The organism is Nocardioides gansuensis, assembly GCF_003076135.1.
Taxonomy (GTDB): domain Bacteria; phylum Actinomycetota; class Actinomycetes; order Propionibacteriales; family Nocardioidaceae; genus Nocardioides; species Nocardioides gansuensis.
On the sequence record NZ_QDGZ01000007.1, the window covers coordinates 77465 to 95712 of the forward strand.

An 18248-nucleotide genomic window follows, 5' to 3' on the forward strand; every position below is an offset into this window, starting at 1 on the left:
TCACCCGCCGGTCTCGAGCCGGAAGCCCACGCCCCGGATGGCGACCACCCGCGGGGCCGACCCGGCCGCCTCGAGCTTGCTGCGCAGGCGGCCGATCGTCACGTCGAGGGTCTTGGTGGAGCCGAACCAGTTCTCGTCCCAGACCTCGCTCATCAGCTGCTCGCGGGTGACCACCTTGTCCCGGTGGCCCGCGAGCAGAGCCAGCACGTCGAACTCCTTGGCCGTCAGGACGACCTCGTCGCCACCTACGAACGCCCGGCGGGCCCCTGAGTCGATGCGCAGGCCCGAGGCAGTCACCTCCGACGGTGCCTCGGCGCGCTGGCTGCGGCGCAGCAGGGCCCGCACTCGGGCCTGGAGCTCGGCCAGCCCGAACGGCTTGGAGAGGTAGTCGTCCGCGCCGTAGTCCAGGCCGACCACGCGGTCGAGCTCACCGGCCCGGGCGGTGACGATCATGATGCCGCCGTCATAGCCGCTCTCCCTCGCCGCGCGGCAGACGTCGAGACCGTCCATGTCGGGAAGGCCCAGGTCGAGGATGACCAGGTCGGTGTCGTGGGAGTCGAGGTGGTCGAGGGCACTGCGGCCGGAGTCGGCCCAGCTGACGCCATAGCCCTCGCGCTCGAGCGTCCGCACGAGCGGCAGAGCGATGTCGGCCTCGTCCTCCACCAGCAGCACGCGGTGCACCATGGGCCCGAGCATAGGGCCGAGGTCTTCCAGCAGCTGGGTCATCAGAGGTCCTTGTCCCGGGCGCCGGTCTCGGTGGCCGGGGCGACGGAGCAGGCACTCCCGGTGGGGGTGGTGGCCGACGCGGAGGGGGTCCAGCGCATCGCTCCAGTGACGGTGCTGCTGCGGAGCTGGGCGTTCGACCCGGTCGGCGCGCCGATGGTCACGGCCACCACAGTGACGGTGACGCCGTCGACCACTACGGTGGACGCGGTCATCGTGCCGGTGAACCCGACGGTCCTGTTGGCGCGGACGTAGTCCTGCACGAAGGCGACCTGTCCCAGGTGGGCGTCGGCGAAGCGCACCCGGTCGTGGCCGGCGATGGCGCCGCCGGCGACGCTCTTGTCCTCGAAGGTGAGGTTCACCGGGGTGGCCGCACCGGTCCAGCCCGCCTTGACCGTGCCGAGGGCCACGTCGGCCGAGTAGGTGAGCACCATCTGGTCGCCCGCGTCGACGTAGCCCGAGGTGCCCCCGTTCGTGGCGGCCACGTCCACGGCCCTCAGGGGCGAGTTGTCCACCGTCACGAGCACGACCGCGGACACGACGTCGGGACCGGTGGGCTGGTCGAGGACCGCGCGCAGCTCGTAGGAGCCGGCCGCCACCGTCGTGGTGTCCCAGGGGCAGGCGTACGGCGCCGTGGGGTCCGTGCAGACCACGGTCCACACGCCACCACCGGCGGGGCGCACTTCGACGTGCACCGTGGGCGTCTGGAGACTCGTGGGGGCCACGGGTGCGAACGCGTCCGCGGTCACCGCGACGGTGCCGCGCAAGGCATCGCCACCGCCCGGGCCGGTGATGGCCACCGTCGCCTCCCGGTTGTCCACGACCCGGCTCTGCTCGGGCGTCGTCGTGGCGTTGCCCGCCACGTCGGTCGCCGTCGCACGGAACTCGTAGGTCGCGCCGTTGACCAGGGTCGTGGTGTTGAGCGCGCAGGTGTAGGCGGGCTCGCTGTCGGTGCCGCAGGCCGTCCATCCGGCGGTCCCCGTGCGACGGTACTCGAACACGATCCCGGCCACCCCCGAGCCGTCGTCGGTCGCCGTGGCGGTGAGCTGGGCCGTGCCGTATACGGTGCCCGCCGGCACGGTCAACATCACGGTGGGCGGGGTGGGGTCGAACTGGATCGCGGCCTCGTTGTCCGTGTAGGTGGTGGCCCCGACGACGGCGACCGCGCGCACGTCGTACACCTCGGCGGCACCCGTCGGGGCCCAGGTGCACGTCGCCGTCGTGACGAGCGACCGCGTGCAGCCCGTGATGGTGGTCCAGCTGCCCGACGGCGACATCCGGTACTGGAAGGAGAGGGTCGTGGCGGGGACGAGGCCGGTGCCGACCACGGTCGCCTCGAGGACGAGGGTGCTGCGGAAGGCCGACGGCACGGAGCCCAGCACGACGCCCGCGGAGTTGGCGACCCGGGTGGTGACGGCGGCCGAGGTGGCCGAGAGGCCGACGGTGTCGGTGGCGGTCGCGCGGAGGTCGTGGTCGCCGTCGGGGTAGGTCCCCGAGGTCGTGCTCCACGCGCAGGAGTAGGGCGCGGTGCTGTCGGTGCACAGCGGCTGCCAGCTCGGGCTGCCGGCGACGGCGACGTCGATGCGCACGGAGGCGACCGCTGACCTGGCGTCCGAGGCTGCGGCGGTCACGGTGACCTGCCCCGCGACGATCTGCCCGGTCGACGGGCTGGTGACGGACACGCTGGGCGGCGTCCAGTCGGATGCGGCGGTGACCGTGGAGGTGGCCCGGGATGTGCTGGTGAAGGCGGCGGAGGAGAAGGACTGCACCGAGAGCGCACACGCGCAGAGCGCGGCCAGCAGCACGGTTGCGGCGGCTCGAGCGCTCATCGGATCCTCTCCTCTCGGACGTGCGAAATGGGGCGGACGCCCGGCCGACGCTCGGGACGCCGGCCGGGCAGCTCACTCCCCACCACAGGGGCTGGGGGCGCCGACCCCATGGCGGCGCCCCCGTAGGTCAGGCGAACGGCAGCCAGGCCACCGTCGAGCTGTCGTTCTTCTGCGTGGTGACCCACGAGAAGGTGGCGCTCGCGGACTTGCCCTGGTTGGCGTTGCCGGCGGAGGCGTCCAGCGAGACGGTGAAGGTCAGCGTCGCGACGGAGTCGACCGGGAGGTCGCCGATGACGACGGGAGTGCCGTCCGGGAGGGCGCCAAACTCGTCGTTCACCACGGTCGTGGTCGCCGCGTCGTCGATCCTGGAGGTGATCTTCAGGTCGAGGACACCGGTCTCGAAGGTGTTGGTGCCGTCGACGAGCTCGGTGAGGGCAAGCTCGGAGTCGAGCGTCCCGTCGTTGGTGATGGTGAGCGTGCCGGTCTTCACGTCACCGGGCTTGATGTCGTCGATCGTCAGCGTCTGCTCGTTCTTGCTGTTGGCGTGCGTCAGCGTGCCGGAGGTGACAGCCGTGGCCGTCGTCGACGTCGACGTGAACGTCGCGCCCGAGCCGATCGCGACGGCGCCGGCGACGAGCAGGGTGGCGAGGGGGACGAGCACCTTGCGGCGCGTGGTGTCGGAGGTCGTGTGCATCAGGTGCTCCCGTGGTGGTGGTGCGTGGTGGACGAGTCCTACGCTGCCAAGCAGCGCGACAACGGCCGCCCACACAGCGGCCACCTATGAGCCACGGCTCGGTAACGGCTTCGGCCGCACGCCCGAAGCCGGCGCTGGCTCAGTGCCCCGGGAAGAACAGGTCGCCGTGCTCGGCGACCCGCTCCAGGACCTCCTCGAAGAGGAACTGGTCGAGCCCCAGCGGGTCGTCGGCCCCTGCCTCGACCTCGTCCCAGGTGATCGGGGTGGCGACGCTGGGCCGCTCGCGGCCGCGCAGGGAGTAGGGCGAGATGGTGGTCTTGGAGCCGGCGTTCTGCGACCAGTCGAGGAAGACCTTGCCGGGCCGCTTCGCCTTCGTCATCGTCGCCGTCACGAGCTTGGGGTGCTGCTCCTGCAGGCCCTCGGCCACCTCCCTGGCCAGCTCGGTGGTGCCGTCGCTGTCGAGGCGGCGCGGGAGCGCGGCGTACAGGTGGAGACCCTTGCTCCCGCTCGTCACCGGGCTGCAGTCCAGGCCGCGCTCCCCCAGCGCGTCGCGCACCAGCAGCGCGACCCGGCAGCACTCGTGCAGCCCCGCCGGCTCGCCCGGGTCGAGGTCGATGACGAGGCGGTCGGGCTTGCGGGGCCTGCCGGCTTGGGTGACCTGCCACTGGTGGACGTGCAGCTCGAGCGCGGCCAGGTTGACCAGCCAGGTCAGCGTCGCGAGGTCGTCGCAGACCGGGAAGCGGATCGTGTCATCCCCCTTGCCCGACCGGCTGCCCGTCGTCGGCACCTCGGCCGTGCGCACCCACGACGGCGTGCCGGCGGGCGCGTTCTTCTCGAAGAAGCTTCCTGCCTGCACGCCGTGCGGCCAGCGGATCCGGGTCACGGCGCGGCCCTGCAGGTGCGGCAGCAGCACCGGCGCGACCTGTGCGTAGTAGTGCAGCACCTCGCCCTTGGTGGTGCCGGTCTGGGGATAGAGCACCTTGTCGAGGTTGCTGATCTTCAGGGTGCGGCCCTCGACCTCGACGTGCATCTCGGTCATGACTGGGTCTCCAGGTCCGCGGGGGTCAGGTCGGTGCGTACGCCGCGGTAGGAGGGCTGCCGGAGGCGTCCCTGCCCGGACAGGCCGAGCGACTCCACGTCGACGACGAGACGCGGCTCCACCCACCGAGTGCCGAGTGCGTCCACGCGCGGCACCTCGTCGACGAACGGGCTCGTCTCCCGGGCGAGCGGCAGCAGCAGCTCCAGCAGCGACTGGCCGCCCTTCCCGGCGATGCCGCTGCCCACCCGTCCCATGAAGCGCAGCCCGTCGGGCGTCGGCTGCCCGACCAGCAGCGCGCCGAGCCGGCTCGTCGAGTCCGTCTCCAGCCGCCAGCCGCCGACGACCCACGACGTACGCCGCCGGTGCGGGAACTTCAGCCAGTGCGGCGTCCGCGCCCCGAAGACGTAGCGCGAGTCCCGGCGCTTGGACACGATGCCCTCCAGCCCCTGCTCGTCGGTGGCCTGCAGCAGCATCTGGCCGTCGTCGTAGGCCGCAGGCACCTGCCACCGCTCGTCGACCAGGCCGAGCGCCTCCAGCCTGGTGCGGCGCTCGACCAGCGGGAGGCCGGTGAGGTCCTCGGCGTCCAGGCGAAGGAGGTCGAAGACCAGCAGCGTCACGGGGTTGGTGCGGGCGATGCGCTCCAGCTTGCGGACGTCGCGCACGTGCATCCGGTCGGCGATCGCGGCGAAGGTCGGGACGCCCTCGCGGAAGGCGACCACCTCACCGTCGAGCAGCATGTCGCGGCCCTGCGCGAGGCCGGCCAGCTCGGGATAGGCGATCGTGACGTCGTTCTCGTTGCGGCTCGTCAGCCGCATCGAGCCGTCGGCGCGCAGGTCGATGAGGAGCCGGATGCCGTCCCACTTCACCTCGTGCAGCCACTCGCTGCCCGTCGGCACCTGGTGGCCGCGTGTGGCCAGCATGGGACGCATAGGGGTCAGTCTGCCGGAGGCCCCACGACTCGCGTGCGGCCTCCACCCAGGACGGGAAACTGGCCTGGGGGCCGTTCGTGTGATGCTGCCGCCCGGGCGAGGCGGCGGAGTATCGTCTCGACCATGCGTGCGATCTGGAAGGGCTCCGTCTCGTTCGGCCTGGTCAACGTGCCCGTGAAGGTCTACGCGGCGACGGAGAGCCACGACGTCTCGTTCCGGCAGGTGCACGCGAAGGACGGCGGGCGCATCCGCTACCAGCGCATCTGCTCGCTCGACGGCGAGGAGGTGCCCTACGCCGACATCGCCAAGGGCTACGAGACCGAGGACGGCGAGATGGTCATCCTCACCGACGAGGACATGGCACAGCTGCCGTCGACCTCGTCGCGGGAGATCGCGGTCGAGAAGTTCGTGCCCAGCGACCAGATCGACCCGATGCTCTTCGAGAAGAGCTACTACCTCGAGCCGGAGAAGTCGGGCGCCAAGCCCTACGCCCTGCTGCGGCAGGCGCTGCTCGACGCCGACCGGATGGCCGTCGTCACCGTCGCGCTGCGCCAGCGCACGACGGTGGCCGTGCTGCGGGTGCGCTCAACGGACAATGGGGACGTGATCGTCCTCCAGACCATGATGTGGCCCGACGAGGTCCGCACCCCCGACTTCTCGGTGGAGACAGGCGAGGTCAAGGACGCCGAGGTCAAGATGGCGCACATGCTCGTCGAGACGCTCGCCGGCGACTTCGAGCCCTCGGAGTTCGAGGACGACTACGCCGAGGCCGTGGAGGCGCTCGTCACGGCCAAGGTCGAGGGCGGCGAGGTCAAGAAGACCGCCGCCACCACCAAGACCTCCGGCGAGGTCGTCGACCTGCTCGCCGCGCTGCAGCGCTCGGTGGCTGCAGCCAAGGAGGCCCGCGGCGAGGCCCCGGCGGAGGAGGCCGAGGAGGCCGAGGAGGCCGAGGAGGAAGAGGCCCCAGCGAAGAGGGCCACTGCCAAGCAGAGCACGGCGCAGAAGGCTCCTGCGAAGAAGGCTCCGGCGAAGAAGGCTCCGGCGAAGAAGGCCGCGGCCAGGAAGACCGCCAAGAAGGCGCCCGCGAAGAAGAAGGCCAGCTAGCCCGCGGCCGAGGCGGCGGGCTCCTCCTCCACCGGCTCCCGCTCCAGGGCGCCGCGCGCCGCTGCCGAGTCGGACACCCGCCGATGGGCGACCGCCATCACCAGGTCGGCGAGCCTCGGCGTCACCAGGTTGAAGACCTCGTAGAAGCTGCCGAACGCCCCGTTGATGGTGATCGGCCGGTCCTCCAGCGCACGCACCACCCGCTCGGCGCACTCCTCCGCGCTCTCGCCCCGCCCGTCGTAGGCCTCGGTCGGGCCGATCATCGGCGTCCGCACGATCGCGACCCGCATGTTGGTGCACGTGACGTTGTCGAAGAACGCCTCCCGCCCCAGGATCCGGCCGAAGACGTCGAGGGCCGACTTCGCGGCGATGTACGCCGCGAACTTGGGCGCCTTGATCTGGTTGCCCCAGGTCACGATGTTGACCACGTGGCCGAAGCGCTGCGCCCGCATCGCCGGGAGCAGCCCCATCGTCAGCCGCACGGGCCCGAGGTAGTTGACCGCCATCATCCGCTCGAAGTCGTGGAAGCGGTCGTGCGTGAGCTCCAGCGACCGGCGGATCGACCGGCCGGCGTTGTTGACGAGGTAGTCCACCGCACCGTGCTCATCGAGCAGCTGGGCCACCAGGGCGTCGATCGCCTCGCCGTCGGTGAGGTCCACGACGTACGCCGTGGCACGGCCCCCGCTCTCGAGGATCGCGTGCCGCACCCGCTCCAGCTCGTCGGCCCGCCGGGCGGCGAGGAGCACGTGCGCGCCGCGCCGCGCCGCGGCGTATGCGGTGGCCTCGCCGATGCCCGAGCTGGCACCGGTGATCAGCACCGTCCGCCTGTAGAGCGGGCTGGGCGCGTGGCGCAGGGCGCGGGTGAGCCGGGCGACGCGGGCGCGAGGGGTCTGGAGAAGCGGCGAAGTCACGGGCCGAGGCTAGCCCGTCGGGGAAGGACGCCGGTGAGCTCCAGGCGACCGGTGGCCCCGTCGACCAGCCGGAAGCGGTAGGTGATGAACGGGTCAGGTCGTCTCCCAGCGGAACAGCTTCGCCGCCAGCGCCGTGACCACGATCGCGAACACCGCGAGCACCCCCATCGGCAGCAGGGCCGCTGACCACGGCTCGCCGCGCACCATCACGTCGGTCATCCCGTCGTTGAGGTGCCGCAGCGGCAGCAGCCTGGAGATCGCCTGCAGCCAGCCGGGGGCGCCGTCCAGCGGGAAGAAGGAACCGCTGAGGAACGCCATCGGCAGCACGATGAAGTTGGCCATGTTGACCGCGCCCTCGGTGGTCTTCGCGACGGCTCCCGACAGCAGCCCGATCGCCATGAAGCACAGCGTGCCGACGACCAGCAGCGGGACCGCCATCGGCCACGCGCCGGTGAGGACCAGGCCGAAGGCCGCCGCCCCGAGGCCCAGGAAGATCGCCATCTGCGCCAGCGCGATGCCGACGGTGACCGCGACCCGGGCCGAGACCAGAGTGCCCGTGCCGACGGGCGCGAGCTGCAGGCGGCGGAGCAGCTTGCTGGACCGCCAGCCGTTGAGCGTCGCGGCCGCACCGAACGCCGCGCTCATCGCCACCGCCCAGCCCAGCAGGCCGGGCGTGACGTACTGGATCGTCTGCAGGGAGTCGTCCTCCACCGCCTGGCTGGAGAAGCTGAACACCGGCGGCTGGCCCGAGACAGCGACGTTCGCGCCGTCCACGAAGGACCGGAGGGTGCCCTGCACGATCGCCGCGCCCACCTGGTCGGTCCTCGTGTAGTGGGCGACCAGCTCGTTGCCGCGCATCTCGACGACGACGTCGGCATCGCCCTGGCGCACCTCGTCGAGAGCGGCGGCACGGTCGGTCGACTCCTCGACCGTGAAGACCTCCTCGAAGGCCGCCCTCGCCTCGGCGGGCAGCTGGTCGATCAGCGTGACGTCACCGACCTGGATCAGGTCGAGCTGGGACTGTCCCCGGTCGGTGAAGATGCCCCCGAAGAGCACCAGGAACATGAGCGGGAAGATGATCGCGAAGAACACCGCGGCTCGGTCCCGCACGAAGCCCTTGAGGATGGCCCCGCTCAGGCTCAGGAAGGCGCTCATCCGCGGTACTCCCGCCCGGTGACCTGGAGGAAGACGTCCTCGAGGGTGGCTGCATCGTGGCTCTCGATCAGCCCTGCGGGGGTGTCGAGGAGCAACAGGTGGCCGTGGTCCATGATCCCGACCCGGTCGCACAGCGTCTGTGCCTCGTCCATGTAGTGCGTGGTCAGCACGACCGTCCGGCCGGAGTCGTTGAGCCCCGACAGCAGGTCCCAGAGGTTGCGGCGCGCCTGCGGGTCGAGCGACGCCGTCGGCTCGTCCAGGAAGACCAGCTCGGGGTCGTGCACGAGCGCGCACGCGATGGACAGCCGCTGGGCCTGCCCGCCGGAGAGGTCCTCGACGCGGGTGTCGGCCTTGTCGACCAGCCCCACGCGCGCGAGCCACTCGTCCGCAGGCCCCGATCCCACGCCGTACAGGGCGGCGAAGGTGTGGATCTGCTCCCGCGCGGTGAGCCGCTCGAAGAACGACGACGCCTGCAGCTGCACCCCGATCCTCGGCAGCAGCCCGGCATTGCGGGGCCAGGGCTTCTCCCCCAGCACCCGGATGTCCCCCGCGTCCGGCCTACGCAGTCCCTCGATCAGCTCCAGGGTGGTGGTCTTGCCTGCCCCGTTGGGCCCGAGGATGCCGAAGAACTCCCCTGCGGCCACCTCGAAGCTCACCCCGTCGACTGCCTTGAGCTCCCCGTACGCCAGCGCAAGGTCAGTGACCTCGATGGCTGTCATGGCCCGACCGTAGCGAACCCGCCCACGCCGGTGTCACGACAGCAGCGACCGCACCACCCGGAGGCCGACCGACAGCCGGGCCAGGTCGGCCTCGTCGCGGCAGATGTCCTCGAGCGTCGCGGCCGAGCGACCGATCAGCTCGGCGTTGGTGTCCTCCCAGGCGGCCACCCGGGCCGGCGCGGAGTCTGCCGCGTCGGTCGTCCTCAGCACGTCGGCGGTGAGCTGCTGGTGCACGCCGTAGAGGTCGTCGCGCAGCGCGGCCCGCGCCATCGTCTGCCAGCGGTCGGTGCGCGGCAGCGCGAAGATCCGGTCGACGAGGGCGGGCAGCCCGAGCCGCTCGCCGAGGGCGAAGTGCACGCGGGCGACGTCGACCGGGTCGAGCCCGAGCTGGGTGGCGGTGTCGACGGTGCCGAGCAGGGAGTACGCCGGGGCCAGCACGGCCACGCGGGTCGCCAGGTCCTCCGGCACGCCCTGGCTCTCCAGCCGCCCCCGGCGGCCGAGGTAGGCCTCGTGCTCCCGGCCGCCCGTGATCTCGGGAAGGACCGCCATCACCCGCTGCACCGGCTCGCGGAAGTGCTCCACCGTGGCCGCGGAGTCGAGCGGGGGCCGCCGGTTGGTGATGAGCCAGCGCGACGCTCGCTCGACCAGTGTGCGCAGCTCGATGCGCATCCGCGTCTGCCGCTCCGCCGGGACGACGTTGTCGAAGGAGTTGATCTCCTCGCGCAGCGCCAGCGACCCGAAGATCTCCCGGGCCACGAAGTTGGCGCGGGTCAAGTCGGCCGCCGAGGCACCCGTCTCGCCGGCCAGGCGCGGCCAGTAGGTCATCCCGGCGCCGTTGATGAGGTCGTTGACCACCTGCGTCACGATGATCTCGCGGCGCAGGGGGTGGGCCTCCATCGCCTCCACGTGGGCGGGCTTCATCCGCGACGGGAAGTAGGCCAGCAGGTCGTCGCGCAGGTAGGGGTCGTCGGGCAGGTCCGAGGCCAGCAGCTCGTCGGCCAGCACGATCTTGGTCCAGGCCAGCAGCACCGACAGCTCGGGCGACGACAGGCCCTCCCTGCGCTCCAGCATCTGCCGCACCTGCCGTGAGGACGGCAGTCCCTCGAGCTCGCGGTTGAGCAGGCCACGGCGCTCGAGCTCCTTCATCCAGCTCTCGTGCACGTGCAGCAGCGGCACGGCGTGGGCCGCCGCGTTGGCGAGCGCGATGTTCTGCTCGTAGTTGTCCCGCAGCACCAGCTCGGCGACCTCGTCGGTCATCTCGGCCAGCAGTCGGTTGCGCTGCTTCTCGGTCATGTCGCCGTCGGCGACGACCTTGTCGAGCAGGATCTTGATGTTGACCTCGTGGTCGGAGGTGTCGACGCCTGCCGAGTTGTCGATGAAGTCGGTGTTGATCCGACCACCCTCGCCGCCGCAGCCCTGCCGGGCATACTCCACCCGACCGAGCTGGGTCAGGCCGAGGTTGCCGCCCTCGCCGACGCACTGGGCACGCAGGTCGCGGCCGTCGACCCGGATCGCGTCGTTCGCCTTGTCGCCCGCGTCCGTGTGGCTCTCGACCGCCGACTTCACGTAGGTGCCGATGCCGCCGTTCCACAGGAGATCGACGGGAGCCAGCAGGATCGCCCGCATCAGCTCGGCGGGAGTCAGCTTCGTGACCCCCTCGGCGATGCCGAGCGCCCGCCGCATGGGATCGCTGATCGGGATCGACTTGGCGGAGCGTGGCCACACGCCGCCGCCAGCCGAGATCAGTCCCTTGTCGTAGTCCTGCCACGAGGAGCGGGGCAGCTCGAAGAGGCGCCGCCGCTCGGCGTACGACGTCGCCGCGTCGGGGTCGGGGTCCACGAAGATGTCGCGGTGGTCGAAGGCCGCAACAAGCCGGATGTGCTCGGAGCAGAGCATGCCGTTGCCGAAGACGTCGCCGGACATGTCGCCGATGCCGACGGCGGTGAAGTCCTCGGCCTGGCAGTCGATGCCGCGCTCGCGGAAGTGGCGCTGCACCGACACCCACGCGCCGCGGGCGGTGATGCCCATCGCCTTGTGGTCGTAGCCCACCGAGCCACCGGACGCGAACGCGTCGCCGAGCCAGAAGCCGTAGTCCTTCGCCACGCCGTTGGCGATGTCGGAGAACGTCGCGGTGCCCTTGTCCGCGGCCACCACGAGGTAGGAGTCGTCGCCGTCGTGGCGTACGACGCCGGGCGGGGGCACGGTCTCGCCGTCGACCCGGTTGTCAGTGATGTCGAGCAGGCCGGAGATGAACGTGCGGTAGCAGGCGATGCCCTCGCCGAGCCACGCATCGCGATCGCCCGGGTCGGGCAGCTGCTTGCAGAAGAACCCGCCCTTCGCGCCCACGGGCACGATCACGGTGTTCTTCACCATCTGCGCCTTGACCAGGCCCAGCACCTCGGTGCGGAAGTCGTCCCGGCGGTCGGACCAGCGCAGGCCACCGCGCGCGACGGCGCCGAACCGCAGGTGCACGCCCTCGACCCGCGGCGAGTAGACGAAGATCTCGAAGCTGGGCCGGGGCTCGGGCAGCTCGGGGATCGCCGACGGCTCGAGCTTGAACGACATGTAGGTCTTCGGCCTGCCCTCCTCGCCCGTCTGGAAGTAGTTGGTGCGCAGCGTGGCGTCGACGAGGGTGAGGTAGGAGCGAAGGATGCGGTCGTGGTCGAGACTGACCACGTCGTCGAGCGCGCTCGCGATCCGGGCGCGGACCTTGTTCACCGCCTGCTCCCGGTCGCCCGAGTACGCCGGGTCGAAGCGGGTCTCGAACAGCTGGACCAGCAGCCGGGTGATGTCGACGTTGTTCAGGAGCGCGCCCTCGATGTAGTCCAGCGCGAACGGGGAGTTGCCCTGCTTCATGTACTTCGCGTAGGCCCGCAGCACGGTCGCCTGCCGCCAGGTGAGCCCGGCGCCGAGCACCAGCGCGTTGAACCCGTCGATCTCGTTGAAGCCCTCCCAGATCGCGCGGATCGCCTCGACGAAGAGCGCCCGGGCCGACGGCGGCAGCGGCCTGCCGTAGCGGAGCCCGAACTCGTAGACGTACGACGGCCGTTCGAGGCCCTCGAGCTGGTAGGGCCGCTCGTCGACGACCTCGACCCCCATCGAGGAGAGCATCGGCAGCACCCCGCTCAGCGAGAGCGGCTCGCCCACGCGGAAGACCTTGAGCCGGGCCTCGCCCCGCCCCGCGTCCACCTGCTCGTAGACCGCGAGGTCGAAGCCGTTGCCCTGCTCGTCGACGACGATCGACTCGAGGCGCCCCAGGTCGGCCGCGCCGGTGCGCGGGTGGAAGTCCTCCTTGTAGCCCTCCGGGAAGGATGCGGCGTAGGTGCGGGCCAGCCGGGCGCCCCGCTCCTCGCCGTACTCCCCCACCACCGCGTTGGTGAAGTCGTCGCGCCAGGAGCGGGCGGCCTCGGCCATCCGCTTCTCCAGGTCGGCGACGTCGAAATCGCGGATGGTCTCGCCGCGCGGCGGGTGGACGACGAAGTGCACGCTCGCGGTCGTCGCCTCGGTGACGCGGGCGTTGAACTCGACGGTCTCGCCGCCCAGCCGCTCCTTGAGGAGGTCGGCGAACTTCTCGCGGACCGTGGTGTTGTAGCGGTCGCGCGGAAGGTAGACCAGGACCGAGACGTAGCGACCGTAGGTGTCGCGGCGCACGAACAAGCGGAGCTGGCGGCGCTCGCGGGCGAACATCACCGACTCGGCGATCGGCCCGAGCTCCTCGGCGGTGGTGTGGAACAGCTCGTCGCGCGGGTAGTTCTCCAGGGTGTCCATCAGCGCCTTGCCGGCGTGGCTGCGCGGATCGAAGCCGACCTGCCGCATCACCGTCGCGGTCTTCTCGCGCAGCAGCGGCACCCGGGTGATCGACTCGGTGTAGGCGGCGCTGGAGAACAGGCCGAGGAAGCGGCGCTCGCCGACAACCTCGCCCTGCTCGTCGAACGCCTTCACCCCGACGTAGTCGAGGTAGACCGGGCGGTGCACAGTGGCCCGGGAGTTGGCCTTCGCGAGCACCAGCAGGGTCTTCTCGCGGGCCTTCTCGCGGACGATCGCGGGCAGCTTGCCGAAGGACTCGGACATGTGCTGGTCGGCCCGCAGGATGCCGAGGCCGGTGCCCGGCACGGCGCGCAGCGCCAGGTCGTCGCCCTCGCCCTCGAGGCGGTACTCGCGGTAGCCGAGGAAGGTGAAGTGGTCGTCGGCGAGCCAACGCAGGAAGTCGGCGCCCTGCCGCAGCTCGTCGGCCCCCAGCGGGGGCGGGTCCTGCTCGATCTCCTCGACCAGGATGCCGGCCTGGGCCCGCATCTTGTCCCAGTCCTCGACCGACTCGCGCACGTCGCGCAGCACCCGCTGCAGCGACTCCTCGATCTCGGCCACCTCGGCGTCGTCGACCATGCGGTCGATCTCGACATGCATCCACGACTCGGCGATCGTGTCCGGGTCCGCCTCCTCGTCCAGGCGGTCGGGGAGGGCGCCGACGTGCTTGAGCTCGCCCGTGATGTCGCGGACGGCGCCGAGCTGCGGGTGGATGACGACGTGCACGTTGTGCTCGAGCCGGTTGAGCTCCATCGTCACCGAGTCGACGAGGAAGGGCATGTCGTCGGTGACGACCTCGACGACCGAGTGGCTGCCTGCCGACCAGCCCGCGTCCACGACGGTCGGCGTGACCACCCGCACCGCCGCCGTACCCTGCGGGCGCGAGAGCGCGAGTCGGTAGTGGGAGGCGAGCGCGCCGTAGAGGTCCTCGGGGCTGCGCTCGACCACGTCCTCGGGCGCGACGTGACGGTAGTAGGCGCGGATCAGCTCCTCGACGTGCTCGTGCGGGGGGCCGCCGCTGCCCTTGCTGCTGCGGGCGACCACGGCCGCCTTGGAGAGAAGCTCTGCCTTGTCGTCCTCGAGCGTCGTCGCCACGGTTCCGACACTAGGACCCGGCTTGTGAGCCACACAACACGGGGTGGGTGCTGTGGTCGGACGACCTTCCCTCGGACATGATGTCCGCCATGAAGTTCCACAAGGAGATCCGGTTCACCGGCGACCTCGACACCGTCTTCGCGATGCTGACCGACAAGGCCTTCCGCGAGAAGGTCGCGGAGACCGCCGGCGCGGACACCTGGCAGGTGACCGTGGAGGAGCGGGGCGACGGCGTGCAGGCGGTCGTCGACACCAGCCAGTCGACCGCGGGCTTCCCCGGCCCGGCCGTGAAGGTGCTCGGCAGCCACTTCGACATCCACCAGGAGGAGGACTGGACCTCCCGCACCGAGGGCACAATGCTCGTCACCATCCCCGGCAAGCCGGGCACGGTGCGCGGCACCGTCACCCTCCGCCAGGACGGCAGCGAGGTCGTGCAGACCATCGACGCCGACATCAAGGTCAGCATCCCGCTGGTGGGCGGCAAGATCGAGAAACTGATCGGCTCCGCCGTGGGCAGCGTGCTCAAGACCCAGCAGAGCGTCGGCGCCGACTGGCTCGCCGGCTGACGGTCACTCCGACTCTGAGGAGCCCTTGTCGCGGCGGCGCTGCAGCCACACCACGATCCCGAGCAGGACGAACGGGCCGAACGCCAGCGCGATCGTGAGGGCCTGCTCGTAGGGGTGGAGGTCTCCCATGTGCAGCGGCGCCATGGGGAGGATCCTCCCACCCCTCCTCGAGAGGCCTACTCGGCCTCCATGTGGGGGTAGCGGTAGTCCTTCGGCGGCACGAAGGTCTCCTTGATGGAGCGGGGCGAGGTCCAGCGCAGCAGGTTGACCGCGGCACCGGCCTTGTCGTTGGTGCCCGACGCCCGGCCACCGCCGAACGGCTGCTGGCCGACGACAGCACCGGTCGGCTTGTCGTTGACGTAGAAGTTGCCGGCGGCGAACCGCAGCGCCTCACTCGTCCAGGCGATGGCCTCGCGGTCCCGGGCGATCACGGCGCCGGTCAGCGCGTAGGGCGCGAACGACTCGAGCTGGGTGACGGCCTGCTCATAGCGGTCGTCGTCGAAGACGTGCACGGCGAGGATCGGGCCGAAGTACTCCTCGGAGAACATCCGGTCGGCCGGGTCGGTCGAGGCCACGATCGTGGGCCGGACGAACCAGCCCACCGAGTCGTCGGTCTGGCCGCCGGCGAGCATCGTGAGGTGCTTGTTGGCGCGCACCCGCGCGATCGCCTTCTTGTGCTTGGCGAACGCACGGTCGTCGATCACCGCGCCCATGAAGTTGGAGAAGTCGGTGACGTCGCCCTGGGGCAGCGCCTCGGTCTGCGCCACGAGATCGTCCTTGAGCCGATCCCACACCGAGCGCGCGACGTACGCCCTCGACGCCGCCGAGCACTTCTGCCCCTGGTATTCGAACGCGCCACGGATCATCGCCGTGCGCACCACGTCGGGGTCGGCCGAGGGGTGCGCGACGATGAAGTCCTTGCCGCCGGTCTCGCCCACGATCCGCGGATAGGCCCGGTACGACGCGAGGTTGGCGCCCACCTCGCGCCACAGGTGCTGGAAGGTCGGCGTGGAGCCGGTGAAGTGGATGCCGGCCAGGTCCGGGTGGGCCAGCGCGACCTTGGAGACATCCAGGCCGTCACCGGGCAGCATGTTGATCACGCCCGGGGGCAGGCCCGCCTCCTCGAGCAGCTCCATGATCAGCGAGGCCGCGAGCTGCTGGGTGGGCGAGGGCTTCCAGATCACCGTGTTGCCCATCAGGGCAGGTGCGGTGGGCAGGTTGCCCGCGATCGCGGTGAAGTTGAACGGCGTGATCGCGTAGACGAAGCCCTCGAGCGGCCGGTGGTCGGTGCGGTTCCAGATGCCCGGGCTGTTGGCGATCGGCTGCTCGGCCAGGATCTGCCGCCCGTAGTGCACGTTGAACCGCCAGAAGTCGATCAGCTCGCACGCAGAGTCGATCTCCGCCTGGAAGGCGGTCTTGGACTGGCCGAGCATGGTCGCGGCGTTGAGCCGCTGCCGCCACGGGCCGGCCAGCAGGTCGGCCGCCTTGAGCAGGATCGCGGACCGGTCGTCGAAGGAGAGCCGGCGCCACTCCGGCGCGGCCGCCGAGGCCGCCTTGATCGCCGCCTCGGCGTCCTTGGTCGTGGAGTTCTTGAACGTGCCCAGCACGTGCTGGTGGTCGTGCGGCTGGACGACCTTGATCTCGGCGCCGCCGCCGTTGCGCTTGCGACCGTTCACGTGCGCACGCAACGTGTGCTGATTGCCCTCGAGACGGGCGAGCTCCACCTTCAGCTCGGCCCGCTCGGGGCTACCGGGGGCATAGGTGAGGTTCGGCTCGTTGGTGGGAGCCGGAGGGAGAGTGATGGCGTCCATCCCGCGATGGTGTCAGACGAGTGACCAACGCCTCAAAGGGGCCGGGCGCCGGATCAGTCCTGCGCCACGAGAGCGGGCAGCTCCTGCGCGGCGTACCAGGCGAGATCCTCGTCCGGATCGGTGAACGGCTCCGCGTCGGCATGCACGGCCACGACGTCCGTCAGCGCGATCTCCCCCTCCGGGTCGGCCACCTCGGCGACGACCACGACGCGTCGCCCCGCACCGCCCAGGAGCTCGGCCGAGAGGTCGGCCGCGGTCATCAGCGCCAGGTACTCGCTCTCCTCCTCGGCGTCGGCGGCCACGACCCGCTCGGCGCCAGCAGGCATCGCGCCCGTCGAGAGCGACTCGCGCAGGACGTCCAGCGAGAGCGGCACGTAGACACGGGTGCTCACCGCCGACCGCCCCGCTTCGGCGTCGCCTTCTTGCGCCCGCGCGGGGCACGCAGCCGGGTCTCGCTCACGGAGTCCTTGAGCTCGTCGAGGGCCTCGACCAGGCACTGGCCCAGGACGTCTGCGTCCGGCAGGGCGTCGCGGTCGGCGGTGATGCCGTAGAAGACGCCCCCGTCGTACGACGTCACGCCGATCGCCAGCGCGTGGTCGGGCAGCAGCGGGTGGACGGGGTAGGTCTCGATCATCCGGGCGCCGCCGGAGTAGAGCGGGAACTGCGGGCCCGGCACGTTGGTGACCGACACGTCGAACCCGCGGCGCAGCTCGTCGGCCGCGACCCGCGAGCCGAGGGCGTGGAACGTGGTGGGGGCGAAGCCCGCCATGCCGGCCAGCCGACGCGCGGAGACCGCACGCCCCGTGTCACGGTGGGCCTGGAAGGCATAGCTGACCTGGTGCAGCCGCACGACCGGGCTCACCTCGGCGATGGGCAGCTGGACCACGTGGCCGGCGATCTGGGTGCCGAGCGAGGTCGCCTCGAGCTCGTCGTCGATCACCGACATGGGCACGACGGCCTTGATCGACCGCATCCCGGCCAGCGACTCGCTGCGGGTCATCAGCCAGGCCCGCAGCCCCCCGGTCACGGTGGCGAGGATGACGTCGTTGACGGTGCCGCCGTGCACGCGCCGGATGGCGTTGTAGTCGTCGAGGGCGGTGCGTACGGCGACGAAGCGGCGCTGCTGCGACAGCGGCTGGTGGATCGGCGAGCTGGACGTGGTCCGACGGCCGGAGAGGGTGCCCGCGACCTCCGCGGCCCGCTCCCCCGCCGCCCCGAGGCGGCGCAGCACGGACTCGCCGGTCGACTGCAGCGTGTTGACGGCGGTCAGCGGTCGCTGCACGGTGTCGGTGAGGGCGCCCAGCGCCAGGGTGAGGGGCGTCGGCTGCTCCCGGGGCCGCCAGTCGTCGTCCTGGCCCAGGTCGCCGACGTCGGGCGAGGTGTCCAGCAGGACCTGGCCGAGATCGACCGTCTCCCGGCCGTCGACCAGCACCTGGTGGCTCTTGGTGAGCACCGCGACGCGGCCCCCCTCGAGCCCCTCGACGAAGTAGACCTCCCACAGCGGGCGGCTCCGGTCGAGCGGCCGGGAGGCGATGCGGGCGACCAGCTCGCGCAGCTGCTCCATGCTGCCGGGCCGCGGGAGGGCCGAGCGGCGCACGTGGAAGCCCAGGTCGAAGTCGGCGTCGTCGATCCACACCGGGTTGGCGAGGTGTCCGGGCACCGCCTGCAGTCGCTGGCGGTAGCGCGGCACGAAGGCCAGCCGGTCGGCGATCAGGGACACGAGCCGGTCGTAGTCGAAGCCGGAGTCTCCGGGGTCGAACACCTCGAGGGCCGCGTTGTGCATGGGCGTGGTGGACTCGGTGGCCAGGAAGGCCAGGTCCCGAGGTCGCAGCCGCTCGCTCATGTCATGCCCTTTCGTCGCGCCGCGCG

General features: G+C 71.2%; 15 protein-coding genes. 2 read left to right on the forward strand and 13 right to left on the reverse strand.

Annotated elements, in window-relative coordinates:
- The 5 genes from DDE18_RS16245 to ligD (DDE18_RS16265) all read right to left on the reverse strand — a co-directional run bounded on the left by DDE18_RS16245 (position 1) and on the right by ligD (DDE18_RS16265) (position 5205).
- Entirely contained in the window at positions 1-726 is a 726-nt protein-coding gene (locus DDE18_RS16245; protein WP_245916769.1) for a response regulator transcription factor, read from the reverse strand.
- Entirely contained in the window at positions 726-2552 is a 1827-nt protein-coding gene (locus DDE18_RS16250; protein WP_133241248.1) for an Ig-like domain-containing protein, read from the reverse strand. Before DDE18_RS16250 ends, DDE18_RS16245 begins: the two co-directional genes overlap by 1 nt.
- Positions 2553-2679: 127 nt before the next feature.
- Entirely contained in the window at positions 2680-3246 is a 567-nt protein-coding gene (locus DDE18_RS16255) for a TasA family protein (protein ID WP_116573330.1), read from the reverse strand.
- A gap of 139 nt (positions 3247-3385) precedes the next feature.
- Complete coding sequence (gene ligD / locus DDE18_RS16260; RefSeq protein ID WP_116573331.1) at positions 3386-4285, reverse strand: non-homologous end-joining DNA ligase; 900 nt, start codon at positions 4283-4285, stop codon at positions 3386-3388.
- Positions 4282-5205: a non-homologous end-joining DNA ligase gene (gene ligD, locus DDE18_RS16265; protein WP_245916770.1), complete on the reverse strand. Its 924-nt coding sequence runs from the start codon at positions 5203-5205 to the stop codon at positions 4282-4284. Before ligD (DDE18_RS16265) ends, ligD (DDE18_RS16260) begins: the two co-directional genes overlap by 4 nt.
- Positions 5206-5337: 132 nt before the next feature.
- Between ligD (DDE18_RS16265) and ku the strand changes: the two genes are divergently transcribed.
- On the forward strand, positions 5338-6318 hold the full coding sequence (ku, locus tag DDE18_RS16270) for a non-homologous end joining protein Ku (RefSeq protein WP_116573333.1): 981 nt from the start codon (positions 5338-5340) through the stop codon (positions 6316-6318).
- Here ku and DDE18_RS16275 read toward each other — a convergent pair.
- The 4 genes from DDE18_RS16275 to DDE18_RS16290 form a co-directional block, all read right to left on the reverse strand.
- A complete protein-coding gene (locus DDE18_RS16275; protein ID WP_116573334.1) occupies positions 6315-7229 on the reverse strand; it encodes an SDR family NAD(P)-dependent oxidoreductase in 915 nt (304 codons plus the stop codon). The genes ku and DDE18_RS16275 overlap by 4 nt on opposite strands.
- 93 nt (positions 7230-7322) lie before the next feature.
- Positions 7323-8384 carry an ABC transporter permease gene (locus DDE18_RS16280; RefSeq protein WP_116573335.1) on the reverse strand — a complete coding sequence of 354 codons (1062 nt, stop codon included), beginning with the start codon at positions 8382-8384 and terminating at the stop codon, positions 7323-7325.
- On the reverse strand, positions 8381-9103 hold the full coding sequence (locus DDE18_RS16285; RefSeq protein WP_116573336.1) for an ABC transporter ATP-binding protein: 723 nt from the start codon (positions 9101-9103) through the stop codon (positions 8381-8383). The genes DDE18_RS16280 and DDE18_RS16285 overlap by 4 nt, the downstream gene beginning before the upstream one ends.
- A gap of 33 nt (positions 9104-9136) precedes the next feature.
- Positions 9137-14002 (reverse strand): NAD-glutamate dehydrogenase, encoded by a 4866-nt coding sequence (locus DDE18_RS16290; protein WP_116573337.1) that lies wholly within the window; start codon positions 14000-14002, stop codon positions 9137-9139.
- 89 nt (positions 14003-14091) lie between these two features.
- Between DDE18_RS16290 and DDE18_RS16295 the strand changes: the two genes are divergently transcribed.
- The gene (locus DDE18_RS16295) at positions 14092-14568 is read left to right on the forward strand and encodes a DUF2505 domain-containing protein (protein WP_165821201.1); all 477 of its coding nucleotides are present in this window, start codon (positions 14092-14094) and stop codon (positions 14566-14568) included.
- 3 nt (positions 14569-14571) lie between these two features.
- Here DDE18_RS16295 and DDE18_RS23040 read toward each other — a convergent pair whose 3' ends face one another.
- From DDE18_RS23040 to DDE18_RS16310, 4 genes are read right to left on the reverse strand one after another with little or no spacing between them, the layout of a single operon-like run.
- Positions 14572-14712, reverse strand: a complete 141-nt coding sequence (locus DDE18_RS23040) for a hypothetical protein (protein ID WP_165821202.1) — start codon at positions 14710-14712, stop codon at positions 14572-14574.
- Positions 14713-14744: 32 nt separating this feature from the next.
- Positions 14745-16379, reverse strand: coding sequence for an L-glutamate gamma-semialdehyde dehydrogenase (pruA, locus tag DDE18_RS16300; protein WP_116573339.1), 1635 nt, complete (start codon positions 16377-16379; stop codon positions 14745-14747).
- Positions 16380-16432: 53 nt separating this feature from the next.
- Entirely contained in the window at positions 16433-16771 is a 339-nt protein-coding gene (locus tag DDE18_RS16305; RefSeq protein WP_116573340.1) for a DUF6912 family protein, read from the reverse strand.
- Entirely contained in the window at positions 16768-18222 is a 1455-nt protein-coding gene (locus DDE18_RS16310) for a WS/DGAT/MGAT family O-acyltransferase (protein WP_116573341.1), read from the reverse strand. The genes DDE18_RS16305 and DDE18_RS16310 overlap by 4 nt, the downstream gene beginning before the upstream one ends.
- Positions 18223-18248 lie beyond the last annotated feature (26 nt).